Here is a 24,957-nt window from a genome sequence, read left to right on the forward strand (position 1 = left end):
GCTTTTGCGGCGACTAAGTCATAGTGCTTTCACTTTGCGAAAATAAAAAAAACACCAACTGCCACCCCGACAATGAGCACCACCAGCACACTTGCAAGTGCAACTTTTTTCATTGCCCGAAAGGTAGGCCCTCCACTCTTAACCCGCCCCCATTCAGACTTCAACACTATTGCAAAGTCATCCACCAATTCACTGCACAGCGCATGAGACCTAGTAGTACCCTGACCTATCGAACCCTCCAACACCCTCATTTTTTTGATCAACAAAGAATGCTCAGATGGGTTCAACCTCAAAACAACCCTATTGCATAGCGCATCAATTTTTGCGTATTCGGCTCTATTTTCCGAGTGAAATTTATCATACCTAATTTGGCGCTCATTACTTGTTTCAGAGTCACTAGTATAAATAGCGAGGGATGTCTCGAGCATATTGAAATCGCCTAACAACTCTGCAACATCATTCCTCAACCCCTCAATCCACGCTTGCCTAAATTCTGAGGTTTTATTTTCTTTCGCTAATACCGATACAACAAATGCAATTGCAGCTGTTAATGCAGCAGCGACAACGGGGCCAATTACAGGAATGAAACTTGTGAGCTTTTCCATGATGATTTCCCTCCTTCCGATAAGACTGGTGTCAGATCATATCACTTAGCCACCACCAAACTTTTTTCTCGTATTGCTAACTCAGCAGCGAATTTACTCCCGCCACTCTTCCACCGCCCGGGCATGCCCCGGCATAGGACGCCCCATGCCCACAGAAAACATCCGTACGGTAGTAACCGAATCTCTGATCGGGATGATCGCCGCCGTCACCTCAATGACGCCGCCAGCAAACGAGCCAATGCCGCCATTCATTCAGGGCCCCATTGACCGGGCAGTGAACCGGATTAACGCAGTGGTTGCGCCTGGTGTGACGCTCGAGGTTGCCCGCGCCAACCGCCTCTACCTAGCCGGGCCGATGACTGGTTTCGAAGACTTCAACTTCCCCGCCTTCAACAAGATAGCCGCCGATCTGCGCGCCCGGGGTTACGTCGTCGAAAACCCGGCAGAGCACGGCTTAGTCGACGGCGCGGACCGGGCCGACTACATGGCCTACGACCTGACCCGCCTCGGCCTGTGCGGGCAGGTGGCGGTGCTGCCCGGCTGGGAGAACTCGAAAGGCGCCCGGCTCAAGGTGCACATTGCCCGCGAGCTCGGCATGCCGGTGGCGAATGCCCATGATCTGGTTTCGATGGAGATTGCACGATACGTGACATAAAAACGCCGCAAGGATTTAAATCCCTCGCGGCGCGAGTTGTTGATTGCCTATGAATACTTTTGTTATGCGGAAAAGTAGTCAATTACTTCGGCAACTGTTTCTTTTGTCAGAACCGACTTATTCGGCCCAGAGCCTTTTTGTGCGCATTCAAACTTATAACTCGCCAATTTTGCATTTTCCGCCTCTTCAGTTAGGAGACGAAGATCTTCTTCTAAGAGCTGAGTCGCATCACCGCTGCGCACTAAAGGCCTTTCGGGCATACCAGTGAAGCGTGGAAGAACTCGAACATCGTTTTTCTTGCTGTCAATCAATACGCCAAACCCATGATAGACGCCAATATAACGTTCTTCAGCACTAGGCAAGACGAGTGCTATTTTTAAGTCTTTGTATTGACCCTCTGCACCGGCGGCTGTTTTGGTAACTACGAAATCATTAAACTCCAAGTAACTCATAAAGTTACTCAGCACTTCTTCATTGATTTGATTTCGAAAACTTTCGTGCAACTCTCCAACCTTCTTAGCAGCAGAGTCCACTTGCTCCCGCACTTCAGCCAATTTTTTAGCTTGCTGTAACGACATGCTCTGTTCTCCGTGATGAACGCGCGCCAATCATGATGGCTATCTGATTCTGCACCATTCACCGACCCAAACCAACCTACCAGCCTGCCGGTGTACGGCAGGCGAGGCGCTTCCCATGAAAAAAATTCAGTTGCCCGAAGTGGTGGCAGCGGTCGCGCGCGCCATTGAAGCCGGTAAAGCAGCGCCAGGGGCCTTCTCCGCGAGAAGACACTACACGATGCCGGCCTTCACGGCTGGATGCAGACAGCCAGCATCTACCACACCCGCGCCTTTCACCTCGGCGCGCCATTTGATGGACAGGGCAACCGGCGTTACGCAGGCGTTTAGGCCATGTACAAATCACTGCAATCCGAAGGCATTCATTGCGGCGTCTGGTACCAAATCGATTAACCCATCACCACCTTCTGCCGCCACGGGCGGCGTGGAGCATCACAATGAGAAGAGAACTGATCAAGATCAGTGAGTTCCAGCGCCGGCGCTGGGGTGAAAGCGGTACACCACCCTGCCCCCAAGCGATCCGCAACTACATCCGCAACGGCAAGGTGCCCGGCGAGCAGATCGGCAAACTCTGGTACGTTGATTGGACCGCGTTCAGCAACTCAGCCGGAAACGACCTGGTCGCAATGGTATTGAAAGGAACTGCATGATGGTCCCACGGCCGCGCAACAAGGCGAACAAAAGTCTGCCGCAGAACCTGTACTTCGATTCGCGGCGCTCGACCTATCGCTACCGCCGGCCTACCGACGGTAAGTGGTTCCAGTTCGGCACCGACCGAATCAAAGCGATCGATGCCGCGAAGCAGTTGAACCTGGAGTTCATGCGCGGCGCTGACTTGATCGGCGCCGTAATGGGCAGCACATCCGAATCGTTCGCCGGTTTCTTGGATACCTACGAGCGCGACGTGCTGCCTCCTCGGGAGCTGGCGAAAGGAACATTGGGCTTGTACGCCGTACACTTCCGCCGCTTCCGGAAACAGTTCGAAGGCAAAGCGGTCGACCAGATCACTATCCGCATGATCGCTGAGATGCTGGACGCCCTCACGCCGCGTACTGCCAATCAGTGCCGCGCCCTGCTGATCGACATCTTCAACCAGGCAGCGGCCAAAGGCCTATGTCCGGATAACCCGGCGGCCAGCACCATCAATCGAATTGAGAAGAAGCAGCGCAAGCGACACACCGTCGAAGGCCTGAAGGCCACTCGGGAGAAGTCACCGTTCTGGCTGCAGAACGCAATCGACCTGGCACTGATCACCGCGCAGCGCCGGACGGACATCTTGAGTATGCGGTTCGATGGTGTTCGGGAAGGGTTTTTGTATGTGGTTCAGCAGAAGACGGCCAAGGCCAGCGACGCGGCGTGGATCCGGTTCAAAGTGACCGAAGAACTCCAGGCGGTGATCAGCCGTTGCCGGGATGACATCGTCTCATCGTACCTGATCCACCGCAGGCCCGATCGCAAAAAGCAGAAGCAGGCGCAGACGAAGGACCACTGGACTCAGGTCGAAGAGCGATATTTGACGCGAGCCTTCAAAGAGGCCCGGGAGGCGGCGGGTTGTTACAAGGGATGGAAGGAAGAGGAAATGCCAGGCTTCCATGAAGTGCGCGCGCTGTCGCTGCACCTGTATCAGAAAGCCGGAAAGGACGGTCAGAAGATCGCCGGCCACGCCAGCGAGACCATGACGAAGAACTACCAGAAGGACCATGCCGAGATCGTCTGGTCAGAGGCAATTCCTGATCTGAATATCAGCGAAATCACCGGGTAGTTTTGCGCAAGTTTTGCGCGGGTTTTGCGCAGGCACAAAAAAGCCGATCCATCTGATCGGCTTAAGTGTCTGATTTTAATCAGGAATTATGGTCGGGACGGAGTGATTCGAACACTCGACCCCTAGCACCCCATGCACGCAGTAACCTAGCAAACCTCTGGCATACGGTTGATTTCTCTGGCGCTCGCTGCAATCGAATAGCTATAGATCAACATAGAGTCACGCCAAGTCACGCAAAAGTCACGCAACCCTTCACGGCGTCCTGCCGACCGAACACAATTACCTACGCGAAAGTCAATAAAGGGGCCGCACTGCCATTTCTAATAATCCTACACTGCCGCCATGAGTGATTCCGCGTCGAGACGCGGTCGTTCGACCTCCTCTGCCGGCTTAATTCAGTTCGCTTCGTTGTGCCCCCGCAGCGCCTGCTAAGTTAGCAGTTCCCCCTCTACCATTTTCTCGTCAACATCTCCCATGCCGATCTCCATCGCCGTTCATCTGATCAGGACGGTATTTTGGCAGTCTCTCACGCCAAACCAGTTATGCCGGATCGTTAAAATATGAATTCTATCGTTAATAACGAACAGCTATATCAATCACTTCCCTCTAGAATACTTGGACTCGGACCGGGCTCGACAACGGCTAATCCAGGCCTTGCTTCAAAAGTATAAGGCGACACTAGTCCTTCCTCCTTTGAAAGATTACCAATCAAAATTTCGGCATCTATCATACGTATCAACGCAGATGGATCATTTGTCCCCTCAACAATCTCACTATGCGACAAATCTGTAAGTGACTTTCCTCGCTCTCTTGCATACGCTATTAGCTTTATCATGTTTGGGTGAGACGTTGTATTATCAGGATCAATAATCGCAAACTTCACCTTCCCATTAGAGCCAACAACATAATCAAATACAACTATCGCATGATGCGTAAGATACCTGGACCCGCCCTCACCTTTCGGTATAGTTAAGTCATTACCAATCATAACAATAGCTTTTTTTGTATCTACCAGCCCCTTTAATGACTCCACACTATCTTCCATATTTCGTTTAACCAGCGACGCATTTAGACACACTTGCTCTGTAGAACCCAAAAACGTTTTCTTTAGTTTATCCAAAAAACCTAATTCTTCCCATGGTAAATCACGGATACCTGCCATGGCTTTAGCTATACTATTTGCCGCTTCAATACAGCCATTATCTACCTGCACCTTAAACATGGGTGCCGCCGCACCAGCTCTAGGAGTATAAGTGTGGTAACCCCTAGATGACGATGACGATGACGATGACGATGACGATGACGATGACGATGACGATGACGATGACGAAAGTAGTATGGCAGGCTCCTTCGGAGCCAATAAAGTTGTGCTATTTCCCAGCCAAATTCGAGGCACAACATCCCTTTGAAATCCTGGATAAATATTCGGGTGAGGGCAACTTGTAACTATGCGAGACACTGATCTAACGATCGACGATGACGGCACCATAAGAAATCCCTCTCTTAGCCAAAATAACAATTAGAAGTGCGAGTGACATTGTAGACCATCTGGAAACTTCTGCCTCCAGATCTAGATTTTATGCCACCATCATTATAAAAAAAGCAGATCATCAAATATCATAATTCGACCTATTTCGACCAAGTAATCACTAAGCAGTCCTCGCGACGGAGCTTGTGGACTCACTCGCCAGAGGAGCCAGCGGCTCACGAGACCTCCATCAGTAACGCCATCGCGAGTGAGTGTGAGAAACGGCAGCCCGAAATGAAGCCGAAATCTAATCAGGCAGATAAAGATGAGCAGCTCAGCGCGCCAAAGCCCTGACATACGCCTGACACGCCGCCAGCGCAATCAGTCCTTGGTCGCCGTCTCCGGTGATTCCGATAATTCGTTGAGCATGCGCTGGGTCAAGTCGGGCGCGTACGGCTGCATGATCCACGCGGCCGGCGCCGGCGGTGGCTGGCACGTCGCAGCCTTTGGCAGCGTCGGTTGCATCGAGGAGGACTGACAGCCGCACATCAGCAGTGGCAAGGCGATCGCGCAGGCGATCTTGGTCAAGTTGGGCATCGGTCATTCTCCTGAAGTGGGTTTGCTCGCTGGCCGCAAGCCGCTGCTCGATCGCCAGACGCTTGTCCTGCTCGGCCTGCTGCGCGGTGGCGGCCGCCTGCGTAAGTTGGTTGAGGGTTTCGGCGTGCTGTTTGTCTTGCTGGGCCAATTGATTCCCGTAACGCCAGTCCTGAAAGTGCCACGCGCTGCCGGCGCCGATCAGCACCAGCACCAGAACGCCCAGCGCTTTCCACGGAACGACCATCACGGTACATCCTTGAGGAAGACGTGCCCGCCCAGCTCGAGGGTTTGTTTCGCCTTCGCTGTCCAAGCCGGCGCCTTGATGCTTGCGGCGTAGTAATGCGTGGCGCCGTTGGTTGGGTCTGGCACCTTGCCGTCGATCACCTGGTCAGCAGCGATCCGGCATTGCGCCAACTCGCGGAACGGGATCTGCTTCACGCCGATCAGGAACTGATAGTTCGGGTCGGTCTTGTTCCAGCAACTGAACTGATACGGTTTCTGGCAGACGCCAGCGTAGCCCTCACCCCACCACGAATTGGTCTTTCCATCAAACACGCGGTTTTTGATCGTCCATGCCACAGCGATCTGGCCAGCAGTTCCTTCGCCGCGCGCCTCGCCCCAGATTGTGCGGGCTAGGATGTCGCGGTCTTGTTCGGTAACTTTCATCACTTTTCTCCAGGCAAAAAAATACCCGCTCGATGGCGGGTGCGTTGTACAGCTGCGGCGAGTTACATCAAATCGGCGGCGCGAGCCATGGGGTCAGCGGCTATCTCCGGTACAACCGGCTCGGCCGGCCACTCTGGACTGGCAGGCCATGACGCCTTGGAAGTCACCTTGCCGAGTGCGAACTTGTAAGACTTCCAGGCTTTGAGGGTGATTTGCAGCGCGGCCTGCTCGGCTTCGTCTTCTTCGGTTGCCGCGCCGGCTTCGATTCCGTAACCGAGGGTGTCAACTCGATCCTGAATGCGGGCAATCTGCAAAACGGCCTTGGTGTTTTTCGCGGCAAGCTTCGCTTTGACCTCTGACAGGTGTGTGGCCTGGGCGGCGGCTAGCTTAATTTCTTGGGTGATGAGTAGGGACCAGTCGATGTTCATTCGGCAGCCTCCAACTGAACATTGCCCGTGACAGGTGCTGGTTCCGGCAACGGCAACGGAAGCGCGACGGGGCCATCAGGCACATTAATCATATCAGCAGGGAACGCCTGTTCTGGGCTGTAGTTGACTGGATTGGGGAGAAGCATCGTAAGAATTATCTCGCCGTCGACCATTTCCACATCACCTGCAAACCACTCCGAAGAGATAGCAGCGCGCGGAAGCGTTGCCCCTTCGGTCATTAGAGAGAAATCAAATACCTCACCATTGACCATCAATGTCGATCCAGCCTTGGTGATCTCGATGGTGTCATCTCGCCGCTGTGGAGAAAGTTTAATAATCATCAGTACCACCTTCCAATTGCAAACAGATCTAGGTATAGGCCTGACGCGTCCCCTGCGACGAAGGCACCCAAACTATAAATACTTGCCGTTACACCATTAGTTGATCTAGTCGGTGCACTAACTGTGGTTACAGCCTGTTTACGCCTAGGACTCCTACTATGTTTACTCCGCAATACATGAATTGCGCATACGGAATGGGGAATAACCACGAAACTGACAAATTAGAACTGTTAATAAAAGATGGAGCCAAGGTATTAGTACAGACCAGCATGCCGTTAGCAAATTTGAAATACGCGCCGTTGGCGTTTGATCCTATCTCCATTATGGCGCCAGTTGGAACACCTCCGGATTGCGATACCGTTCCGAGGATAGCCGCGACGGCAGCAGTGCCAAGCCCGAGCCCGGAGCGAGCGGCGACTTGTGTGGTTCCGCCAGTGCCGCCTTGGGCAACTGGCAGTGATGCCGGAAGAGCGGCAGGACTGCCGCTTGCACCCAGCGCAGCGTAGAGCTCGTCGAAGTTGCTCTGAGTTTTGGTAAAGGCGCTGCGGGGCGTATCGCCGCCTACACCTGTAGGAGCCGTCCCGAGGCTTATGGTTTGCTTACTCATGTGGTCACTCTAATTTTGGTCAATAAAAACCCGCTCAGGCGGGTCGACGTACGGGCCACTCGTTACAACGGCCTCATCGGCCGGGCCGCAAAAGTAGTGCGACCATTCTTCGCTGTTCCCCCTTCAGAACTTACCAATGCCCCAACATAACCGTTAAGAGTTGAGCGCAAACCTGCATGAAAACCGCAAGGAGTCTCGAGCGTTGTGTTGCCGTTATAGATCTTCCCGCCGAGCAAGGTAGAGGCGAGAAAGTAATCTTCGTAAGACCCCGTCCATGGCATCTGGTAGCCGCTCCAGTAGATGCCAGAAACTTCGCCACCGCGATTATCCAGCGACCAGCCTTCGTTAATTGGGAAGCCAGTCAGGACAAGAAGGTTGTCCGCTCCGACAAATATTTGCTCATTGGCTGCATTGCGCAGCCGCAAATCATATTCATTGGGTGGCGAGGTAGAGCGAAACGTCGCTACCAGCCATTTACCGCTGCAATCCGTACTATTGAAAGGCGCCATCAGGTGAAGTTTGAAAGCAAAGCCCGTCCAGCCACCTGGACCACCCGAGTGAATCAGCGTGTGATACATGCCTTGATTGGTCGGATTGAGAAACACATGAGGAGCTTCGGCCGTGGTTATTGGCGAAGGGTAAGTGATGACTGCGGTAGTGATCGTTGTTGGCGAGGTCGGAGGTTTGCCGATTGAGTAGCTGCCTGAAGCCGCGACGTTCAGAACCCTGTTTTCGCTATCGATCTGAAAAAAGTTCGACCCGTTTCGCGACCGGAACCCGTAGTCCATGCTCGCTCCTATTGGTATGTCAGGATGAAAATATTGAGCACCATGCCCTGTCCGCGCCGTACCCTTAACTGTCCCGCCGACCAGAAAACGGCAGGCAAGGTAGAAAATTCATTGGTCGGATTGGGCAAAGTTGCACAGACAAATGACTGTGCGGTGATCTCCGGCATGCTGATGAAGCTGGTAAAGTCACTGGTGATCGGAGGGACGGTGACCTGTTTTGTCACGACTGATCGAACGGTCATCGTCGATGACTCCAGCGTCACCCTTCCCATCGCGTCTTTCGTCCTCGCGCCGTAGTAATCCATTACGTCATCTTCCCGAGAGCGGCGCGCTCGATGTAGTTCAGGTCATACACATAGATCCCGTTGTTGTTAAGCAGCGTGTAGCCGGTGCTGGATTGGCCGCGCAGCGTGAAAGTGCCCGCCGGAATGTTGATTTCCAGGAGTGGCAATCCTTGGTTATTGAGTGCCGCCGACTTGAGCGTCATTCCAAGAATCAACTCTTTGATAAATGCCGTATTGATGAACGCTTGATTGATGAACACCTGCCCGTCTTGCACCACGAACGGCGCGGTGGGACTTCCACCCAATCCGTTCACCACAGCAAATCGATCCGCATTCACCAGGAACTGGCTCTGCAAACCCGCTGGGCCGTTCTCAATGCCGAGGCCGATACCGGCGGCGACGTAGCGCCCGTTCGAATCGATCTGCATCTTCACAGACCACATGGCCGACGCCTTACCATCCAGCGTCACCTGCGCCTCGCTAACCTGCTGAATGACGGCGCTGTTTTTGCCCATCTCAACTTGTACGGTGTCGACACGGGTGCCGGTGGCTACATCACCCTCGATTACCGCAGACTGTAACGACCAAACGCCGACAAAGGCTTCTGTCGAGCCAGCGAAGCCTTCGGTTTCACCGGCAAGCGGTGGATTGACCTGCGCGAACACGCCGTCGACCTTCTCCGAGATCGCATCAACTTCACCCGTAACAACCTGGATACGGTTATTGACCGAGCCGGGTAGATCAGCGGGGCCATCGATCAGTTCGATGCGGTCACTCAGATGTTTGCCCAGCGCCGACTCGCCGATTTGGCCGGAGAAGTATTTTTCGTACTCAGTCTGATCGGAGCTCGCCTGACCATTGACGCCTACACCCTGCGGGTACCAAGGGCCGATGTTGCCAGTGCGATCCACCAGGCGCGCCCAGAAGAAGAAGCTCGCTCCCGCCAGGATGTTTTGCAGTTCGTGCGATGCCTGCGGATAGGCAAAGTCACCGAGCTTGATCGCGTCATCCCGAGAAATCGTCTTGCTGTACCAGATCTCGGTGCGCTGGGTGTCCTCTGCACCTAGTGGGAAGCCCCACGCCATCCGGATGCCGTAAACAAGACTGGTCGGCGTCAGGTACGACACAGCCGGCGGTAATCCTTCCTTCCCCTTGAGGGTGGTCAGGATCGAATTACGCCAAATCGACGAGATATCGAACGCACTCACCGCGCGTACTCGGGCCACGTAGGCGCCAGCGTAGATGCCGATGACGTCGACGTTGGTCATGCCAGTGCGTTGCAGCTTGATCCAGTTACCGCTGTCCTTGCGCCATTCCACGTCATAGCCGACAGCGCCATCCACGGCCGGCCAGCTGATGGTCATGGTGGCCACGGCCAGCCCCTGAACAACCGACGAAGTCGACGACAGCGACACGCTCGCCGGTGCCGGAACTACGGTGATCGGGATCACGCTGATCGGCCGTTCTTCCAGCCGTGCGCCGGTGTCAATGAATGCGAACTTGCTCGGCTCGAACTGGAGCGCGCTGATTTCGTAGTCACCTTCGGTGGTGCGCTTGGTGCGCAGCACACGGTACAGCGGGATAGCCAGGTCATCGGCATCAAGCGCCCATTGCAGCTGCGCCACCGGCGGTTCGCTGTAGGCGACCGTTACGGTCACGGCGCGTCCGTTGACGCTTTGCACGGTGCGACCTTCGGCACGGCCACCCGGCAGGTTAATGATCAGTCGATCGCCGGCCTTGGCCTGGGTGTCGCGATCGAGCGTGATCACTCGCCCCGCCACCGCCGAGATCCGGCCGCCGACTTCACGGCCCGCCAGCAAAGAGTCCGCCACCGGGATGATGTGCCCCGGCAGCGGAATCACACCTTCCATGCCGGTCTTGAACGACACTGTGCGGTCTTGGTTGTTGCTGAGGATCGCCCACTTGCCACGGCGCTGAGCCTCGGAGGCGCGGGTGCAGCCAATGGCGCTCAGTTCGGTCGGACGGTCGCCGTAACGGCGCTGCAGATCCAGGTCAGCGAACGGAATGACGTCGGTGTCGTAGTTATTTGCCGGGTTGTCGTAGCTGACCAGCGCCCGGGTGTAACGGGTCTTCGCCGATGCGCTGCCATAGGAGAACTTTCCGTCGATGACGTTGGCACGGGTGAAGACGTAGTCGAAGTCCTGGGCACGCGGCATGTCCGCTTGCATCACTAGTTGCCCCTGCGCCCAGTAGGTCATGCCCCGGTAAATCGCCGAGATGTCGCGCAGCAGCGACCAGGCATCAGCCTTGCCTTGCAGGTTCATGTCGCAGAGAAAGCGCGGCTCCTGACCGCCGAGGCCATTCGGCACCAGTTGGTCGCAATACTGGGCGATTCGGTACAGCTCCCACTTGTCGACCATGAAAGGCTTGATGCGCTTGCCCAGGCCGAATCGGTCTTCAGTGCAAATGCCGTAGGTGATCCACGCCGGGTTATTGGTCCAGGCCGACTTCATCGAACCGTCCCACGTCCCGGTGTAGGTGCGCAGGATCGGGTCGTAGTTGCTCGGCACCATCCAGCGACGGGCTTTGCACTTCACGGTGACGGCCGGGATGTTGGTGAACTGCTCAGCGTCGAATTCGATGTAGAGCAACGCGGTGTTGGGGTACCGCAGCTTGGCGTCGATCACCTCTGTGTAACCGGCCACCAGCATGGTGTCGGCGATCTTGTTGGTGTTCTGGTTCGGCGTCAGGCGGCGCACGCGGATCTGCCAGCCGGTAGTGGCGTCCGGCAGATCGATGCGGCGCGAGCGCTCGTAGCGCGTGGTGGTCTTGCCGTCGACTGCATCCACCAGCACCTGCTGATAGGCGCCGCCATCGGTGGCCACGTCGATTGCGTATTCAATGCGGTAGCCGCCGACATTGCCCTGGTCATCGGAGCGTTGCAGCGCCGGCCAGGCCAAACGCATGCGCACGGCGGAAAGCTGGGTGTTTGTGATAGAGCGCACCCACGGTGAATCGCTTCGCAGCTCAATGTTCAGCGACGTCTCGTTCTCCACCGATGGAATGCCCGGGATATACGTCTGATCCACCGAGCCTGGGCGCCAGTCCCACTTCACGTTCGGGAAGTTGTAGTTGCCGCTGGCATCGCGGATCGGCGTGTTGTCCAGGTAGATGTCGTAATCGGTCGGGACGCTGTCGAACTCACCCTCACCCACGGCGATCAGCAGCTTGGCCAGGTTAGTCGAGCGCAGGCTGTCGCTGGCTTCGGTTGGCGACTTCGGCTTGCTGCTGCCGCCCTTCTCACCGCGGATCTCGATCTGTGCTGCTGCGCCCATGCTTACCTCCAGGCATAAAAAAACCGCCTCTTGGGCGGCCTAATGGCATTTCTGTAAAAAGTCGTGATGATAGAATTCGCATGCTGCGCCCTCCTACGATGAGGCGCTCGACTCAGTCATCAAGGAAATAAGTGCTGATGAAAAAAGCTCCAACTTGGCTACGAACAACCCTTTCGCTTCCGGTGTACGCAATTTCAGCCGTGTTGTGGATTTTCACTGCATACACAATCATCACCTCTTCGGTAAAAATGCTCTCCAGATATGTAACGCCCCAACAGATTGGTCAGGGATTGGCCGAATTGATTTTCGCTCTAGTTTTTGCCGCAGTTGGTAGCGGATTATGGATGCTTGCTAGATACATTCGGACGTCAAACTTTAAGAAGCAACCGCGGCTTTCCGCCTCCCCCCAGCCATAAAATTTTTACACTTTGTCTTCAGCCAAGATCGAGGCTGAGATGATCATACCGCCCCAGCGGCGTTCGCCGATGCAGATCGGTACCGGGTTGCCGCTGGCTGTGGTGTTCTTGGCGCTGCCGAAGGCATAGGACGGGGAGTTCTCGGGGGATGCGCTCTGCTTCAGGCCAGAGGCTTGCGGGCTGAGCAACTGGATTACACCGCCTGCTGTCATAGCGAGCCCCGCAGAAAACAGGGAAGGCCCAGCACCACCAGCGAAGAACGATGCTGCGATGAGGACAACGCCGATGATCGTTTGCAGCACGCCTGCCCGCTTGCTGCCTGAAATTACGGGAACGATTCGGATTTCATGAGCGCCACCCAATCCGAAATCTTTTTCGCCGATGTTCTTCCGATTGCGAAAAATTGCGAACCGCATCCCGCGCCGGTCTAGGTCTTTGATCGCCTGCTCAAATCCTTCAAGCGTGCACTTCAAAGCTTGAAAGGCCTCACCAACTGATTTGCTACTGAGCTCCCGTACGTGAGCGCGACCAAACAGTCTCGCCAGCGGGCCCGACAAAAGGATAGTAGTCATCGACGAGTTCGAAGCTATAGCCGCCATTACGCATTTTCTCCTGACGAAAAAAAACCGCCACTTGGCGGTTTGTTCAATCTAATCGGGTCACAAGCAGTCTCGGACTGCATCCTCTATCGCTCCTCGCCCCACCATTTTTGCCCAAGGCATTCTCTGATAGAGGGACACCTTACTTCCCGAACCGACGCTGGTTACTTCAAGAACTTCATCAGCCGAAATATCCGTAGCCACGATCAGGCGGTAGCCGTTCTCAGTTTCAGACATGGTCGATGCTGAGCGGGACTCCTGCCATTTAGGCAGTACACACAAAGCATATTGCTTGGGTGACTTCTTCGAGCTTGCGCTGATGGACGGAGGATTCTTTTTCAAATCGCTCGGGGTTGAGCACCCCGCCAACAGCGCTACAGCCAGCGCTCCTACGATCACTTTCATGCAGGTCACTCCTGTGGGAAAGCTGAAAGATATCACTGACTGCGGCCGGAAATGAAAAGCCCGTCACTGGGCCGGGCATGCCAGATTATTTGCGGGCATTTATCGAGCGGATTGTTATTTCGACTCGCGAGGGATCAATGCCAAACCGCCGAGCAACTGACGTCGAGGCATCGTCGATATCAAGTGTTGGGATTGCATCTTTAGGTTTTGTCTTGGCATTTTGCGATAACGCCGATTGAGCCTGCTTGGCGTAGGAGTTAGTCAGCCACAGAATGTCGCGGCACGGATAAGGTATCGCCTCAGAGAGGTCGCTGATTTCACTTGAAAGCAGTAAGAAAAATGCAACGCGCTCACCATCGTCTCCGACGTCAAAACTCCACCGCGCAATCTCACCAATTGACGTCGGTCTTCCATCGACTACAAGCACCACGTACCGATACAACTTCAAAGATTCAAGTGAGCAGACGTGCTTATCGTGGATGGCGACACTCCATGTCATAAGTGCACATTGATACTCGGGGCCAGTTAGGTGAACTACGACACCAATCCGCTCCTTCTCTTCTGTAGTAATACCCACAGCTGAAACTCCTTTTTCACGATCAAAATGCCATCATCACCCAGATTGTACCCTTAAGCCACCCTGTCGACCCATCCAGTATGGATGCAACCCCAGTAACGCCCCGCAGACCTCCGATAGTAGCCTCCTGCCCTCACGCAACGGATTCCCCAGTCCTTTGCCTGCAAGCCCAAGGACTGGGATTGCGCCAATGTCGGCGCGGATAACGCAAGGAAAGTGAAATGAGCAAACAGTTACAAGATGCCCTTGATTACGCAGGCTCCTCGATCATCACCCTGAGCTGCATTGTTTCGGGGCTGGCAAGCCAACTGAAAGCCGCTCAAGGAGCAGAGGCAATTCAGGCTGCTCAAGACTACGCCCTAGAGGTGGCCAAGGTATATCCGTCGGCACCTAGTGTGGCGCCGGACGTGAAGGCGATAACCCAATTCTTCAACGGACACAAATAGGCTCTAGCCCCAGCGCCTGTTCCAGCCTTGAAAGTCGGCGCTCGAGCAGGTCGGCTTTCTCCTCGATTTTTTCGCCGCAGACTGCTGGCAACGAAACTCCGGCAGCCGAAAAGATCGCTTGAGATTTCAGTACAGCATCGCTGATAAACACGCTTCCATCTTCAGCTCGCGCAAATGGCTGATTCATATATCTCTCCTGCGGTCATGCCGCGTCATGTGAGCAGTTGTGCATCTTTGTGCCTGAGAATCAGGCGTGTTCTGTCGAGCCATGGGCCGCCGAAAACGATGACCTCCGACGGCCTGCCATACAGGTGATGCAGTAGGAACGGCCCGGGGCCGAGCGTCGCCGCGTCCTCGCCGGGCAACTCCGGATCAGTGCCGAGGAATATCCCTGCGTGGTTCGGGTAAACCGTGCGCCCCACTTCCATCACGATCATGTCGCCGCGCTGCGGTTGGTCGACGCGGTAGAAGCCGGCTGCCTCGTAGTTCGCTTCGTACAGGCTGGCGTTATCCTTGCTTTCCCACCAGCCATCGACGCGCTTGAAGGCTTCGAACTCCAGCCCCCACTCGCGCTTGTACCAGTCGGCGCAAACCTGCCAGCAGTCCCACGCGCCATGGACGAACGGCCGCTTCAGCAGCGGAACATCGCCCGAGGGCATGACCGTCCTCAGATCCACCTCCGGCCAACTGAGTATGTGCCACGGCAGAGCGGTGGCCTCGCACATGGCCAAGTCGCGCGGTGACGGCCGACTGGTGGCGTCCGGATGCGAATGCACCACGCCGATCACTTCCCCGACGTCTTCCGCCGCCGCATATTCCTCTGGGTCGATTCGAAATTCCTCGTTCGGCTCGGTCGAGACATTGCGGCACGGGTAGTACTGTTGCTTGCGACCGACGCCCAGCAGCAGGCCGCAGCACTCTTTCGGGTACTCGGTCGCCGCGTGCACCTGGATCGCGTTCAAAATGTGTTTACGCATGTCAGCTCCGTGCGATCAGGGAAACGGCCGGGAACCCACCGAAAGGCAGCGGGTTGCCCTCGCCGAAGCGCGGGATGCAGCCTTTGCCCAACGTGGCGTCACACTCGTCCAGTTCAGGGTTGTCAGTGATTACACCGTCCTTCGTGACGTACGGACCGGTGTAGCCGCAGTTCGGCCCGCGATATCCGCCGGTGAGGCACCAATGGCAAAGGGTTGTGGCTTGTCGGCCGATTGATTCATTGCCGACGTCGCCCGGACTGGCCAGCTCCCAGCTGACGGTCTCCCCGTCCTCGTTCGTTTTCTGGTCGATGTACCAGACCTCGATCGTCTCTTGGGTTGGGTCTGCCGCGGGGTTACCGGCGGGAAAGTTGGCCGCGTCAAGATAGGTGCCGAGCGTATGCCGCATCGTCAGCTTGAACTCGAGCAGATCCTCGAACGCCAGACAGAGCGCGGTGATGCGCCCATTGACGTTGCCCACCGATAGAGTGGGACGAACCGCAGTCCCGTCGCCGTTCGCCTCGATGCCGTCGATCTGCATCGGCCAAGCGCTGTACTCATTGCCCTGCCAGTAGATCGCCTTCGCCGGAAGCTGATCGGCATTGTCGCCGGCGGCGATCAGCTCGGCCGGTGTGTGGGGGATAGCGTGCCCGTGGAAGCGCAGAACGTCCGCACCGTAGTCCGTGCCGTCCAATTCAAACAGCAGCACTTCGCTGCCAGGCTCAAGCACCTGGATGTCACTGATCAGCGGCATGATTGCCCCTTATGGTTTGAATGCCCGCTCGAACGTGGCGGTGAGTTTGAAGACCTCACCGCCCATTGGCGTGGGAGCGGGATTTTTGCAGGTGAACAGTCCGAGTTCGCCGAGCGGCGTTGTCCAGAGAAACGCTTTTGCCCCGGCGTGCCTATCGAGGAACGCCATGATCTGCTGCACCTTGGCCTTGTGGCCGACGCAGGTGATTGGATAGGAGTCCTCTTTGTTGTTCGGTCCGTCGCCGACGTTTTGGGTGTAGCCATTGCCGAACTTCGAGGAGCGCACCCGATAGTTGATATCGGGTGTTTCCCCGCGCCCGGTTGGCCAAGTGAATTTCTCGATGGCCATTAGGCCCTCCCGTTTGCATTTCGGAAGCTGGTGCCGCCCGCGCGCCAAGAATCAGCCACAGCTTTTTCGGCCACGGCCTGCATTTGCGACTGAAGGTTTTTCGACAGGGCTTGCTGGTCAATCTGCATGCCTTCGGAGCTCCGATCTTGCGTCATCACTGTCACCGTTGCGCTGATGCTGATCGAGGTTCCGGAGCCGCCACCGGCCGCGATAACGCCCAGCTTTCCACTTGAGGTTCTGGTCAGCGGCATGATCGCCTCCGGCCCGGCCTCTCCCATGACGCCCGCACCCCCACCAGCCATCCCGAAGGCGGTCGGCGCGCTGACGATACTGTTGGTGAAGGCACCGCCGTTGGCGAACATCTGCACGCCCGACGACCAGGCACCGCCGAGCGCCTGCGGGAAGTACTTGCTGGAGTAACCTGCCGAGGACGCGCCAAGATTCGAAGACGTTGCACCGGCAGATCCAGCCGCGAGCCCGTTACCGCCGCCTCCGCCAGTGAAGTAACTGGGGGCGGCACCCACGAGACTGCTCAGCAGCGCCGAACTGGCCTGCCGAGTCGCGATCCGCGCCATGTCCGCCAAAATCGACTTGGTGAAGTCAGCAAATGACAGCTTCCCTGTCATGGCGAAATTGACGACCGCATCTTCCATCGAACTGAAAGCGTTGCCGAACAGGGTCTTTGTCTGGCCGGCGATATTGCTCGCCGAGTCCAGAAAATTGGCCCAAGCCGACGTTGCACCCTTGGTCCATTCCCCTTGAGCTTTCTCGACATCGGCGTAGTTCTGCCGGATCTGATCGGTTGCGGCCTTGTTCGCATTGGCAAGAGCCTGCGACTTACGGGCGAACTCCTCCTCCGACATATTCCGCGACGGGTCGGACTTCTGATTTGCCAGTTCCAGCGACTGCTGTGCGAACCGATCCTGCTGGCTGTTCAACTCACTGTTGAGCGCGTTCTGGCGATCGCCCTGACCGACGCCGAGAACGGCGCGCTGCCCTGCCAGTTCCAGCGCTCGCTGTTGCTGAGCCAAGGCCTGAACGTAGGTCGTGATCGCCCGCTCTTGTCTAGCGAGACGGCCGGTCTCGTTCGTGGCCAGAACCTCAAGCTGGGTGTCCGCGTCCTTCTGCGCTTTGACCATGCCTGCGCGCGCGTCGGCGATCTTCTGGTCCAGTTGGATGCTTTGCGCGGCAGAAGTGGTTTTCTTCGCTTTGGCGACTTCCAGCGCGGCGATCTCCGCCTCGTAGGCTGCGGTCACCTCGTCGCGCTCGTTGCCGATCTGCGCTTCGCGTTTCAGGGCATAGTCGGCTTGAGAAACGAGTCCAGCCTTCTGCGCTGCGTCCAGTTCCTTTTGGGCGTTTTTGTACTCTTCGCTGATGGCTGCCAGGTTGTTCTTGGCATTGTTGAAACTGGTCAGATCGACCTGTGAACCAGCCGCTTTCGAATCCTTGAACTGGTCGTTGATGTTCGCCAGGTTCTTATCGATCGCCGCCTGATTCAGTCGCGGATCGTTGGGTGCGACCTTGCGAATGTCTTCGAGCTGCCGCTTGTATTCCTTGATCGCGTCGGTACGTTTTTGCTCATTCGTCCACGCTGACTTGGTGAGTGCGTCTACCTTCGCCATTGAGGAGACGGCATCGCCCTGAGCTTTCGCCTGCTCTCCTTGCCATTTGGCGATATCGGCTTCGGCAGCCTTCTGATCCTCCAGCATGTCGAGACGATTCTGGTAGAGATCAATCATCTCCTGTTTGTTCTGGAACAGGCCGATATTGCCTGCCTGAGCGCTCGCCAAGTCGCGCTGGGCTTGCTCGATATCGGCGCCGATATCGCTGCGCCCGATATTCTTCAATCCATCAGCAGCCCGAGCAACGGCGTTATAGCCCTTCTCCCAGAAACTCAGATTCTCGAGGATTCGCGGTGTACGCTCGTTGATTGCATCAGCGAACGACTCGGTAGCCAGCTTCACGGCGCCGGCATGGTCGCCCTGCTTCTCCAGCGCGGTGATCTGCGAATAGACCGACGCGGTCAGGTAGTGGTACTGCTCATTCAGCGCGGCAGACGCCTTGACCGGGTCGTCAGCGAGCTTGGAAAACTCGGCAACTGTCTCGCTCACTGCCTTGCCTGTCGTTTCCTGCATCGACACGGCGGCTTGGGTGATGCCGATGAAGCTCTCTCCGGCGATCTTTCCATTGTCGGCCAGCAGAGCCAGCACCGCTGCTGCTTGGCCAGTGGTGCCAACGGTGGCGCTGACCTGACGCGCCATGTCGCCCAATTGCCCGGCGCTCACACCGGCGTAGTTGCCGGTCAGAATCAGCGATTTGTTGTAGCTATCCTGCTCCTCGCTGCCCTTGTAGAAAGCGTATCCCAAACCACCCACCGCAGCGGTGGCGAGCGCAAGCGGACCAAGAATTGCGAGCAGTCCCGCCGCGCCCTCACCTGCACCAGCGCCCAATTGTGCGACTGCGCGAACGCCGCTACCCCAGTCTCCCGAGGACAGAGCATTCCCAAGCTGAACGACATTTTCCTGCGCCTGGCGCGTGCCGAGACGCAGCTTGTCGAAGCCGGTGGTGGTTTTGTTGAGCTTGTCGTAATCCTTGTCGATCTTGCTCAGGGCGGTGTTGTACTCGTCCTGGCTGATGCGGCCGGCATCCAGATGTTTGCCCAGTTGTTCGACCTGAGTATCCAGCTTCGCCAGCGCGGCGCGGGCCGGGTCGATGGCGCCCAACAGGCTGTTCAGTGCCTTCTGCTCATCCATGGTCGACTTGGCCAGCGCTACCTGCTGCTTGTCGAGCTGCGCCGAGATCTTCGCGGCCTCAGCCTCGCCATAGGCGCCTGTTTTGGTCAGCTTCGCCAGCGCATCACGTTGTTTGGCAAGGTCCTGCGTGGTCTTGGCGCTGGTGGAAAGCGACTTCTCCAGAGCCTGCATTTCATTCATCAGCGAAACGGCGGACTGCTCGGCCCGGCCGCCGGCCTTCGCCATCTCATCCAGGCTCGCTCTGGCCTCGATCGCATCGGCCGAGTCGATCTTGACGCCGAGTTCTGCAATGTTCATCGACTCACCTTGAATAAGTGCCCGTGATTACGGGCTGTTTTCCCTTTCCTCCGCCATGACGCGCAGAGCTTCGCCTTCCAGCACCTGCAGGTCAGGAAAGATTTCAGCGAGTTTCTTTTTCTTGATGCCGAGGAATTCGGCGACGTCGCGAATGCAGTTGTAATCGAGGCCGATTGCGCCTCCGGCGCCGACCCGCCACTGCGTGGACATTCGATTGAACAGGAGAAAGGCCGGCCAGTTGCATGGCCAGACCTCTACATCGTCACCCGACAAATCGGCAGCCGTCAGCCCGAGGATTGCCAACTGCTCAGCAGATGGCCCGCTTTCGTACAACGCTGCGGCTGCTGCCCTCAGTTTCCCAGCCGGGCCTGATTGAATGCGCTCTGGTAGGCATTCACTACCGCTTCGGCAGTACCCTGGCATGACTTCACAAGGGCGAGGATGCTCTTGTCGTCGAACTTGTCGTCGAAGCCCCAGCCCGCTACCAGATCCTTGATCTGCTGCACCTGATACTCGGTTTCGGCAGCAACGACATCCGATAATGTGGTGCCCTCCCCGAATCCCTCGCGCATTTCCTTCGCCTTCAGGTTCCATTCGTCGAACAGCGCGGCGAGTGCCGGGCGATCGCGATACTTGAAGGTGAACTCGATTGCCTCGGGCTCACACCCAACGACAGGGATGTGCACTAGTGCCCTGAACGTAGGGTTCTGGGCGATCCTGATCTTTGCCATGGGGAGTCCTTATGCGCCGGCCAAGTAACGAAGCGAACGAGCCGAAAGCCCGATGCTGATGGTTCGCGTCATCACGTTGTTACGCTCCATCGTTGGATCAGGAGTGATGCTCACATAACCCGGGTAGAGGATCTGATCGCCGTTACGCAACTTCATGCGTACAACGGCCAGCTCTTTGGTGTCGTCGAAGCCTTCGACAGTCTCGACGTATTGAGCGGTCGGCTGATCCTCCACCACGATAGTGATAGTGGTCGGGTTGCGGTTGGTAGGGAACTGCTTGTCGTCGTCATCTTCCAGGTAGCCGACAGTTTGATATTGCTGCTCACCGCCGGAGGATGTGAAGGACGTAACTTTCGAGATTTGCGTCCATCCGGACACAGGAATCACTGAGCCAGAACCAGCACCAGCAGTGAATTTGTCGGTGTTGGTGGTGTTGAGGCCGGCCAGCGCAAACGCATCGGCGGTAATCCCGGACGCCTTTACTGCGCGATCATTTATCAGCGCCCAACCGGAGTTGATCAGCAAAACGTCGCCGTTTTCAATGTCGTGCCCTACAGAGGCGGCGACCGGCGGTTTCGCATTGGTCAAAGTAGTAAAAGCGACGGCGGATCCCATAACGCTGGCGATCTCCAGCACAGCGCCGTTCGGCAGCGGGAAGCGTGCGGCCATGGTGTGTTTCCTCTTGAGTGCCCGCCTGACGGCGGTAGGTTATGCCCCGGCGGGCGGTTGGTCTGCGACACCTGCGTAGGTGAAGCTGGCCGGGACCGTGTAGGTCGCCGACTCTGTGATTGTTGGTCCTTGATCTACTGGTTCCGTGATGAGGCCATCGAACCCGTTGCGGGCCAGTGGCGTGTCTACGCGAAAGAGTTGGGTCAGCTCCTCAACAAGCGTCTCTGCGGTGGCCATGGCCTGGGCAGATGGACAGACGATGCTGATCTGATAGACGCCGGCGTATTCGTAGGCGTCCCCGCCGAGATAACGGCAAGTGGTGCTGGCTGGAAGCTGAAAGGCCCGGAGATAGGTTTCAGATGGATTTGGCGTGAATGGCTGATTCGAGTAGGCCACTCGTATTGGACGCGCAGCCGACCATGCGGCCAGCTTCGTTTCGATGGCCTGACGGGCGCGTGCGTGACTCATACCTGATTGTTCCTGATGGCCTCCTGCACGATCTGCTGGAAGCGAGCCACGGTTACCCGGACCATGCCGCCGGGAGCCTGGGTCGAATGACCGAACTCCAGCGGAATCGCGTAGGGCAAGTTGTTGATGATGTAGGCCATCTGGCCGGCGGTGAAGTCGCTCATTGCTGCTACCAGCGCCGCGGTAGTCTCGGCGCCGCTCGGGTCAACCTCGTCGAAGGTGACGCTCTCGACCACGCCGAGAGAGATGTGCCAGTTCGCGCGGAACCGGCCGCCGACGTAGCCTTCGGGCGCCTTGATATCCATGCCGTCGTTGAGCTTGCGGCCTCTCTTGAGCCTGCCGCCCTTGGTGAGGCTGGTCGAATCGCTGCGCAGCGCGCTGTTATGGTCGGCGACAGCCTTGTTGTACTGGGTCGCGATAGCGTTCTGTGCCCAGATCTCCGGGTTACCTACAGGAGACATGCGGATCAGGCTACTGCCGACCTCGATTATGATCTCGCGCACACTCGCGTCGATGGCTTCGCTGGTCTCGGCCGCAAACTCGGCGAGACTCAGCGCGAAGCTGCCGGATTGACCGGCGCCCGCCCGGCTCATGACCTCACCTGCAATTCGTAGATAATCGGCGTGCCGGCCGGATTGATTTCTTTCAAGGGAGGGACGATTGACCAGGTGCGACCTTGAATAATGACCTTGTTCAGTAACTCAGGCACCCATTCCAGCCCCTGCGCGGCGATCTTCAATTTCTTGTCGCCCTGCTTAATGAGGCTGTTGTTCTGGAACTCCTGACCGGTGAAGTCGAGCAGGATGCCTTGGGCGGTCTGTTCGATGGTGGCGCCCGGTGAATCCCCACCTGTTTCAGGATCGTACTCGCCCGGCTCCGTCTTGCTGATGGTTACGGGCTGGCCGAACTCTGTGATCATATCCAGAACCATCACGGCCATTTCGTCATAGAAGGCCATGTCTATCCCCCTGAGAGTTGATTGATGACGCCGAAAGTACTCAGCCTGCTACGTCGGACAGCGCTTAGTCTGAACTTCGCTATAAAGCACAAGCATCCACGAGCCAAGAGGCAGCGCTTGGAAATCCAACTCCAAACGCTGTTGAGAGAGGCGCTAGCAGGAACGAAATTTAATCATTTAGCCGTCAACATATTTGAGAAATATGTGCTTGATGATGGAGAGTTCCTGTATTCAGATCTTGACCGAGACCTTCGGGCTTGGGATCTCAGGGGATCTCCGCCGCACCGCCTTACTGGGAAAATCTTAGAAGACGACTTGGGGCTATAGCTCAAGCCCGAACAGCGAACAGCCCGCGCTTTTGTAAGTAGTCGGCAAACTGCGTAGCGCTCGGCCGATCAGGCGCCGCCGGCAATAGCCGATTGCTGGTGTTGGGGATCGTCGCGTATTCGCGAGTCACCGCGCCTTCGACTCGTTCCAGCGTCACCGCGCCTTTGCGCTTCTCGATCGGGTCGACATCGTCATTGTGGATCTCAGCAGCCAGCGCCATTTGCCCGTACTGGATCCGCGCAGGCAGGTAGTTGTCGGGCTTGATCTCGTAATCCAACTCGATACCGCGGCGCGGCCAGGCCAGAGCCTGCTCGCTGTTGGACTTTCGCCCTTTCCAGGTCATGCCGTCCATTGCCAGCGCGGCCCGGCGCAGCAACGCTTCCTGCGCTGGCACCTCCGCCGGGATGACCACGCCAAACTTCACGGCGTACATGGCCAAGTCCTCGGCGGATGCGTAGCTTTCGGCGTCAGGCTTGCCGGTACCGTCCTCGATGATGAGAGTCATGAATCAGCTCGCTGTGATGTTCTGGATCGGATGCCACGTTACCGGGCACCCGGATTATTACGCGTTCGGAAGCTCAGAGACCGCCTTTTCCAGCGACTCAACCGAAGCATTCGCTCGATACGGCACATTGGCGGCGTCGAGCTTCGCTTTGAGACCAGCGATCTTCTCAGCATTGTCGACCGGTTCCGCTGCCGCCTTCAGGCGTTCGACTTCAGCGCGGAGAGATTCAACCTCGCCCGCCAAGTTGTCACGTTCGCCCGTAAGGGTTTCGAAACCCTCATGAATGGCTTTCAGCGCACCGAACAAGCGGATCGGCAGTTCGCCTGCGCCCGGGTGTTCCAGCTCCGATTGCCCCTCGGCGGCTTCGATCAGTCGCAGGATGCCGTCGCGCTCGGCGCGCAGCGTGGCGTTGTCCTGCTCAAGGCTGGCAATGACCGCAGCGCCACCTAAATCAACCGGTTCGCTGATCAAAGGCTTCGTCACCAAGACCTCAACGCCAAGCGCCTCATAAGCGTCGGCCACCTTCGGCCAATCGCCAATCACAACCGCGTGTGTCACACCCGCTTCAGGCCGATCAAAGTGCGCTGGATTGCGGTACCGCTTTTCCGGATCGAAATCCGAATTCTGAGTGGAGTAAACCAGTTCCATAAAAGTCTCCGTAGCGGCCACTGCTGGCCGCTGTCAGGGCCAGTATCAGCCGCCGGCTGGTGGCGTGGTGGTCAGGGTGATCAGCACACCAGCAGTCACCTTGTTGCTGTTGGAATGCTTGACCCAGTTAGCAGCCGAACCCACAGCGGCGAGCGTAGGGTTCGCACCGCCAGCGGTTTCCTTCCAGCTGTAGCCGAGAACATCGATGTTGACGGTGCCTTCAGCGCGGTAGCCGATACCCAGGTTCTCTTCGTCGTTCACCGCGTACGAACGGAAGCCGGGCGCCTGAGATTCAGTGATCACCACAGCGTTTGGCAGCAGGCCAAAGATCACATCCGCAGGCGCGGTGTCGGTGATCAGCACTGGCTTGCCGAGAGTGCCTGGCAGGCCGCCGTAGATGACGACACCCGCCTCTTCGTAGACCTTGTTTGCGATCGCCTCTTCGACGATGTCGAAATACGCACTGGAGTGCATAACCCACAGCGCGATACGGCCGAACTTGTCGCCGAACTTGCGCATGCCGCGGGTCAGTGTCTTCTTGCCGTCGGTTTCAATGTTGGCCGATACCACCATGTCAGCGTTGGAGCCGATCGAGGCGCGCAGTGCAGCAGTGGCGTACTGGATGAAACCTTCCAGAGTGGCATCGGCAACGTCGGCGCCGATGATCTGCGAGAACTCGTCGACCGGTCGGCCGCGGCGTTTGAATGCTTCTTCGGTGGTCTGGTACGGGCCGTACTTCCACGGTGCTTTGACGCCAACGGCTTCGCCCGCGCCGATCTTCTTCGCGGTCACCTTGCCGGTGGAGTTAACGTCGCGGTGCTCCAGCGATCCGCCGATCTTGTAAAACGAGCGCTTGCGGAAGTCGCCTTCGATCAGCTCGTTGTCGAGCACGATCGCACCATTGGACGATGCGTTGAAAACGTCGAGGTTGTCCTGGACACGCTCCAGGTATGCAGTTTGCGCCTCATCGTTGTAGATGATCAGGTCGCTGTTCACAGTCGTTGCCATGG

General features: G+C 57.0%; 32 protein-coding genes. 4 read left to right on the forward strand and 28 right to left on the reverse strand.

The features are described 5' to 3' along the window. Positions 1–29 precede the first annotated feature (29 nt). A complete protein-coding gene (locus A8O26_RS02840; RefSeq protein WP_064116674.1) occupies positions 30–605 on the reverse strand; it encodes a hypothetical protein in 576 nt (191 codons plus the stop codon). Positions 606–750: 145 nt separating this feature from the next. Here A8O26_RS02840 and A8O26_RS29280 point away from each other — a divergent pair, with 145 nt between their 5' ends. Then, positions 751–1,260: a DUF4406 domain-containing protein gene (locus A8O26_RS29280; RefSeq protein ID WP_081265149.1), complete on the forward strand. Its 510-nt coding sequence runs from the start codon at positions 751–753 to the stop codon at positions 1,258–1,260. Positions 1,261–1,322: 62 nt separating this feature from the next. Here A8O26_RS29280 and A8O26_RS02850 read toward each other — a convergent pair whose 3' ends face one another. Then, positions 1,323–1,838, reverse strand: coding sequence for a hypothetical protein (locus A8O26_RS02850; protein ID WP_064116675.1), 516 nt, complete (start codon positions 1,836–1,838; stop codon positions 1,323–1,325). 434 nt (positions 1,839–2,272) lie between these two features. Between A8O26_RS02850 and A8O26_RS02855 the strand changes: the two genes are divergently transcribed. Together A8O26_RS02855 and A8O26_RS02860 are read left to right on the forward strand one after the other, a co-directional pair. Further along, the gene (locus tag A8O26_RS02855) at positions 2,273–2,485 is read left to right on the forward strand and encodes a hypothetical protein (RefSeq protein ID WP_064116676.1); all 213 of its coding nucleotides are present in this window, start codon (positions 2,273–2,275) and stop codon (positions 2,483–2,485) included. Continuing rightward, positions 2,485–3,597, forward strand: a complete 1,113-nt coding sequence (locus A8O26_RS02860) for a tyrosine-type recombinase/integrase (RefSeq protein ID WP_064116677.1) — start codon at positions 2,485–2,487, stop codon at positions 3,595–3,597. Before A8O26_RS02855 ends, A8O26_RS02860 begins: the two co-directional genes overlap by 1 nt. A gap of 592 nt (positions 3,598–4,189) precedes the next feature. Here the strand turns inward: A8O26_RS02860 and A8O26_RS29725 are convergent. From A8O26_RS29725 to A8O26_RS02910, 12 genes are all read right to left on the reverse strand, one after another. After that, positions 4,190–4,819, reverse strand: coding sequence for a hypothetical protein (locus tag A8O26_RS29725; protein WP_155740632.1), 630 nt, complete (start codon positions 4,817–4,819; stop codon positions 4,190–4,192). Between the two features lie 580 nt (positions 4,820–5,399). Then, the gene (locus tag A8O26_RS02865; protein WP_064116678.1) at positions 5,400–5,906 is read right to left on the reverse strand and encodes a lysis system i-spanin subunit Rz; all 507 of its coding nucleotides are present in this window, start codon (positions 5,904–5,906) and stop codon (positions 5,400–5,402) included. Then, positions 5,906–6,328 (reverse strand): cell wall hydrolase, encoded by a 423-nt coding sequence (locus tag A8O26_RS02870; protein ID WP_064116679.1) that lies wholly within the window; start codon positions 6,326–6,328, stop codon positions 5,906–5,908. Before A8O26_RS02870 ends, A8O26_RS02865 begins: the two co-directional genes overlap by 1 nt. Before the next feature lie 62 nt (positions 6,329–6,390). Then, positions 6,391–6,756, reverse strand: coding sequence for a hypothetical protein (locus A8O26_RS02875; protein ID WP_064116680.1), 366 nt, complete (start codon positions 6,754–6,756; stop codon positions 6,391–6,393). After that, positions 6,753–7,097, reverse strand: coding sequence for a hypothetical protein (locus A8O26_RS02880; protein ID WP_064116681.1), 345 nt, complete (start codon positions 7,095–7,097; stop codon positions 6,753–6,755). Before A8O26_RS02880 ends, A8O26_RS02875 begins: the two co-directional genes overlap by 4 nt. A gap of 127 nt (positions 7,098–7,224) precedes the next feature. After that, a complete protein-coding gene (locus tag A8O26_RS29730) occupies positions 7,225–7,704 on the reverse strand; it encodes a hypothetical protein (RefSeq protein ID WP_155740633.1) in 480 nt (159 codons plus the stop codon). A gap of 62 nt (positions 7,705–7,766) precedes the next feature. Then, positions 7,767–8,492 (reverse strand): hypothetical protein, encoded by a 726-nt coding sequence (locus A8O26_RS02885; protein WP_064116682.1) that lies wholly within the window; start codon positions 8,490–8,492, stop codon positions 7,767–7,769. A gap of 8 nt (positions 8,493–8,500) precedes the next feature. Further along, on the reverse strand, positions 8,501–8,797 hold the full coding sequence (locus A8O26_RS02890) for a hypothetical protein (protein WP_064116683.1): 297 nt from the start codon (positions 8,795–8,797) through the stop codon (positions 8,501–8,503). Beyond that, positions 8,797–12,072, reverse strand: coding sequence for a host specificity protein J (locus A8O26_RS02895; RefSeq protein ID WP_064116684.1), 3,276 nt, complete (start codon positions 12,070–12,072; stop codon positions 8,797–8,799). The genes A8O26_RS02890 and A8O26_RS02895 overlap by 1 nt, the downstream gene beginning before the upstream one ends. A gap of 421 nt (positions 12,073–12,493) precedes the next feature. Continuing rightward, positions 12,494–13,087, reverse strand: coding sequence for a tail assembly protein (locus A8O26_RS02900; RefSeq protein WP_064116685.1), 594 nt, complete (start codon positions 13,085–13,087; stop codon positions 12,494–12,496). 60 nt (positions 13,088–13,147) lie between these two features. After that, a complete protein-coding gene (locus A8O26_RS02905) occupies positions 13,148–13,492 on the reverse strand; it encodes a hypothetical protein (RefSeq protein WP_064116686.1) in 345 nt (114 codons plus the stop codon). 85 nt (positions 13,493–13,577) lie between these two features. Further along, positions 13,578–14,069 (reverse strand): hypothetical protein, encoded by a 492-nt coding sequence (locus A8O26_RS02910; RefSeq protein ID WP_064116687.1) that lies wholly within the window; start codon positions 14,067–14,069, stop codon positions 13,578–13,580. A gap of 221 nt (positions 14,070–14,290) precedes the next feature. Here A8O26_RS02910 and A8O26_RS02915 point away from each other — a divergent pair, with 221 nt between their 5' ends. Continuing rightward, entirely contained in the window at positions 14,291–14,515 is a 225-nt protein-coding gene (locus A8O26_RS02915; RefSeq protein WP_064116688.1) for a hypothetical protein, read from the forward strand. Here the strand turns inward: A8O26_RS02915 and A8O26_RS02920 are convergent. The 14 genes from A8O26_RS02920 to A8O26_RS02990 all read right to left on the reverse strand — a co-directional run bounded on the left by A8O26_RS02920 (position 14,499) and on the right by A8O26_RS02990 (position 24,955). After that, complete coding sequence (locus tag A8O26_RS02920) at positions 14,499–14,702, reverse strand: hypothetical protein (protein ID WP_064116689.1); 204 nt, start codon at positions 14,700–14,702, stop codon at positions 14,499–14,501. The two genes, A8O26_RS02915 and A8O26_RS02920, sit on opposite strands and share 17 nt — an antisense overlap. Before the next feature lie 25 nt (positions 14,703–14,727). Continuing rightward, complete coding sequence (locus A8O26_RS02925; RefSeq protein ID WP_064116690.1) at positions 14,728–15,492, reverse strand: C40 family peptidase; 765 nt, start codon at positions 15,490–15,492, stop codon at positions 14,728–14,730. A gap of 1 nt (position 15,493) precedes the next feature. Then, complete coding sequence (locus A8O26_RS02930) at positions 15,494–16,243, reverse strand: phage minor tail protein L (RefSeq protein WP_064116691.1); 750 nt, start codon at positions 16,241–16,243, stop codon at positions 15,494–15,496. Between the two features lie 9 nt (positions 16,244–16,252). After that, a complete protein-coding gene (locus A8O26_RS02935) occupies positions 16,253–16,591 on the reverse strand; it encodes a phage tail protein (protein WP_064116692.1) in 339 nt (112 codons plus the stop codon). Further along, positions 16,591–19,641 carry a phage tail tape measure protein gene (locus A8O26_RS02940; protein WP_064116693.1) on the reverse strand — a complete coding sequence of 1,017 codons (3,051 nt, stop codon included), beginning with the start codon at positions 19,639–19,641 and terminating at the stop codon, positions 16,591–16,593. The genes A8O26_RS02935 and A8O26_RS02940 overlap by 1 nt, the downstream gene beginning before the upstream one ends. Before the next feature lie 27 nt (positions 19,642–19,668). Next, positions 19,669–19,938, reverse strand: coding sequence for a DUF1799 domain-containing protein (locus A8O26_RS02945; RefSeq protein WP_155740640.1), 270 nt, complete (start codon positions 19,936–19,938; stop codon positions 19,669–19,671). Positions 19,939–19,991: 53 nt separating this feature from the next. Next, positions 19,992–20,372 carry a phage tail assembly chaperone gene (locus tag A8O26_RS02950; protein ID WP_064116694.1) on the reverse strand — a complete coding sequence of 127 codons (381 nt, stop codon included), beginning with the start codon at positions 20,370–20,372 and terminating at the stop codon, positions 19,992–19,994. A gap of 9 nt (positions 20,373–20,381) precedes the next feature. Beyond that, positions 20,382–21,041 carry a phage tail protein gene (locus A8O26_RS02955; protein ID WP_064116695.1) on the reverse strand — a complete coding sequence of 220 codons (660 nt, stop codon included), beginning with the start codon at positions 21,039–21,041 and terminating at the stop codon, positions 20,382–20,384. A 39-nt stretch (positions 21,042–21,080) separates the two neighbouring features. Continuing rightward, positions 21,081–21,509: a phage tail terminator-like protein gene (locus tag A8O26_RS02960; RefSeq protein ID WP_064116696.1), complete on the reverse strand. Its 429-nt coding sequence runs from the start codon at positions 21,507–21,509 to the stop codon at positions 21,081–21,083. Then, positions 21,506–22,102, reverse strand: coding sequence for a hypothetical protein (locus tag A8O26_RS02965; RefSeq protein ID WP_064116697.1), 597 nt, complete (start codon positions 22,100–22,102; stop codon positions 21,506–21,508). The genes A8O26_RS02960 and A8O26_RS02965 overlap by 4 nt, the downstream gene beginning before the upstream one ends. After that, positions 22,099–22,467, reverse strand: coding sequence for a hypothetical protein (locus A8O26_RS02970; protein WP_064116698.1), 369 nt, complete (start codon positions 22,465–22,467; stop codon positions 22,099–22,101). The genes A8O26_RS02965 and A8O26_RS02970 overlap by 4 nt, the downstream gene beginning before the upstream one ends. Positions 22,468–22,795: 328 nt before the next feature. Next, complete coding sequence (locus tag A8O26_RS02980; RefSeq protein ID WP_064116700.1) at positions 22,796–23,299, reverse strand: DnaT-like ssDNA-binding protein; 504 nt, start codon at positions 23,297–23,299, stop codon at positions 22,796–22,798. A gap of 57 nt (positions 23,300–23,356) precedes the next feature. Further along, positions 23,357–23,947: a hypothetical protein gene (locus tag A8O26_RS02985; protein WP_064116701.1), complete on the reverse strand. Its 591-nt coding sequence runs from the start codon at positions 23,945–23,947 to the stop codon at positions 23,357–23,359. Between the two features lie 45 nt (positions 23,948–23,992). Next, a complete protein-coding gene (locus A8O26_RS02990; RefSeq protein WP_064116702.1) occupies positions 23,993–24,955 on the reverse strand; it encodes a major capsid protein in 963 nt (320 codons plus the stop codon). Positions 24,956–24,957 lie beyond the last annotated feature (2 nt).

Origin of the sequence: Pseudomonas fluorescens, from assembly GCF_001648775.1 — a bacterium.
Taxonomy (GTDB): Bacteria; Pseudomonadota; Gammaproteobacteria; order Pseudomonadales; family Pseudomonadaceae; genus Aquipseudomonas; species Aquipseudomonas fluorescens_M.

Bases quoted from the DNA above. Each gene is read 5' to 3' on its own strand.
- A8O26_RS02840 (WP_064116674.1), bottom strand. From the start codon at position 605: ATGGAAAAGCTCACAAGTTTCATTCCTGTAATTGGCCCCGTTGTCGCT.
- A8O26_RS29280 (WP_081265149.1), top strand. From the start codon at position 751: ATGCCCACAGAAAACATCCGTACGGTAGTAACCGAATCTCTGATCGGG.
- A8O26_RS02850 (WP_064116675.1), bottom strand. From the start codon at position 1,838: ATGTCGTTACAGCAAGCTAAAAAATTGGCTGAAGTGCGGGAGCAAGTG.
- A8O26_RS02855 (WP_064116676.1), top strand. From the start codon at position 2,273: ATGAGAAGAGAACTGATCAAGATCAGTGAGTTCCAGCGCCGGCGCTGG.
- A8O26_RS02860 (WP_064116677.1), top strand. From the start codon at position 2,485: ATGGTCCCACGGCCGCGCAACAAGGCGAACAAAAGTCTGCCGCAGAAC.
- A8O26_RS29725 (WP_155740632.1), bottom strand. From the start codon at position 4,819: ATGTTTAAGGTGCAGGTAGATAATGGCTGTATTGAAGCGGCAAATAGT.
- A8O26_RS02865 (WP_064116678.1), bottom strand. From the start codon at position 5,906: ATGGTCGTTCCGTGGAAAGCGCTGGGCGTTCTGGTGCTGGTGCTGATC.
- A8O26_RS02870 (WP_064116679.1), bottom strand. From the start codon at position 6,328: ATGAAAGTTACCGAACAAGACCGCGACATCCTAGCCCGCACAATCTGG.
- A8O26_RS02875 (WP_064116680.1), bottom strand. From the start codon at position 6,756: ATGAACATCGACTGGTCCCTACTCATCACCCAAGAAATTAAGCTAGCC.
- A8O26_RS02880 (WP_064116681.1), bottom strand. From the start codon at position 7,097: ATGATTATTAAACTTTCTCCACAGCGGCGAGATGACACCATCGAGATC.
- A8O26_RS29730 (WP_155740633.1), bottom strand. From the start codon at position 7,704: ATGAGTAAGCAAACCATAAGCCTCGGGACGGCTCCTACAGGTGTAGGC.
- A8O26_RS02885 (WP_064116682.1), bottom strand. From the start codon at position 8,492: ATGGACTACGGGTTCCGGTCGCGAAACGGGTCGAACTTTTTTCAGATC.
- A8O26_RS02890 (WP_064116683.1), bottom strand. From the start codon at position 8,797: ATGGATTACTACGGCGCGAGGACGAAAGACGCGATGGGAAGGGTGACG.
- A8O26_RS02895 (WP_064116684.1), bottom strand. From the start codon at position 12,072: ATGGGCGCAGCAGCACAGATCGAGATCCGCGGTGAGAAGGGCGGCAGC.
- A8O26_RS02900 (WP_064116685.1), bottom strand. From the start codon at position 13,087: ATGGCGGCTATAGCTTCGAACTCGTCGATGACTACTATCCTTTTGTCG.
- A8O26_RS02905 (WP_064116686.1), bottom strand. From the start codon at position 13,492: ATGAAAGTGATCGTAGGAGCGCTGGCTGTAGCGCTGTTGGCGGGGTGC.
- A8O26_RS02915 (WP_064116688.1), top strand. From the start codon at position 14,291: ATGAGCAAACAGTTACAAGATGCCCTTGATTACGCAGGCTCCTCGATC.
- A8O26_RS02920 (WP_064116689.1), bottom strand. From the start codon at position 14,702: ATGAATCAGCCATTTGCGCGAGCTGAAGATGGAAGCGTGTTTATCAGC.
- A8O26_RS02925 (WP_064116690.1), bottom strand. From the start codon at position 15,492: ATGCGTAAACACATTTTGAACGCGATCCAGGTGCACGCGGCGACCGAG.
- A8O26_RS02930 (WP_064116691.1), bottom strand. From the start codon at position 16,243: ATGCCGCTGATCAGTGACATCCAGGTGCTTGAGCCTGGCAGCGAAGTG.
- A8O26_RS02935 (WP_064116692.1), bottom strand. From the start codon at position 16,591: ATGGCCATCGAGAAATTCACTTGGCCAACCGGGCGCGGGGAAACACCC.
- A8O26_RS02940 (WP_064116693.1), bottom strand. From the start codon at position 19,641: ATGAACATTGCAGAACTCGGCGTCAAGATCGACTCGGCCGATGCGATC.
- A8O26_RS02950 (WP_064116694.1), bottom strand. From the start codon at position 20,372: ATGGCAAAGATCAGGATCGCCCAGAACCCTACGTTCAGGGCACTAGTG.
- A8O26_RS02955 (WP_064116695.1), bottom strand. From the start codon at position 21,041: ATGGCCGCACGCTTCCCGCTGCCGAACGGCGCTGTGCTGGAGATCGCC.
- A8O26_RS02960 (WP_064116696.1), bottom strand. From the start codon at position 21,509: ATGAGTCACGCACGCGCCCGTCAGGCCATCGAAACGAAGCTGGCCGCA.
- A8O26_RS02965 (WP_064116697.1), bottom strand. From the start codon at position 22,102: ATGAGCCGGGCGGGCGCCGGTCAATCCGGCAGCTTCGCGCTGAGTCTC.
- A8O26_RS02970 (WP_064116698.1), bottom strand. From the start codon at position 22,467: ATGGCCTTCTATGACGAAATGGCCGTGATGGTTCTGGATATGATCACA.
- A8O26_RS02980 (WP_064116700.1), bottom strand. From the start codon at position 23,299: ATGACTCTCATCATCGAGGACGGTACCGGCAAGCCTGACGCCGAAAGC.
- A8O26_RS02985 (WP_064116701.1), bottom strand. From the start codon at position 23,947: ATGGAACTGGTTTACTCCACTCAGAATTCGGATTTCGATCCGGAAAAG.
- A8O26_RS02990 (WP_064116702.1), bottom strand. From the start codon at position 24,955: ATGGCAACGACTGTGAACAGCGACCTGATCATCTACAACGATGAGGCG.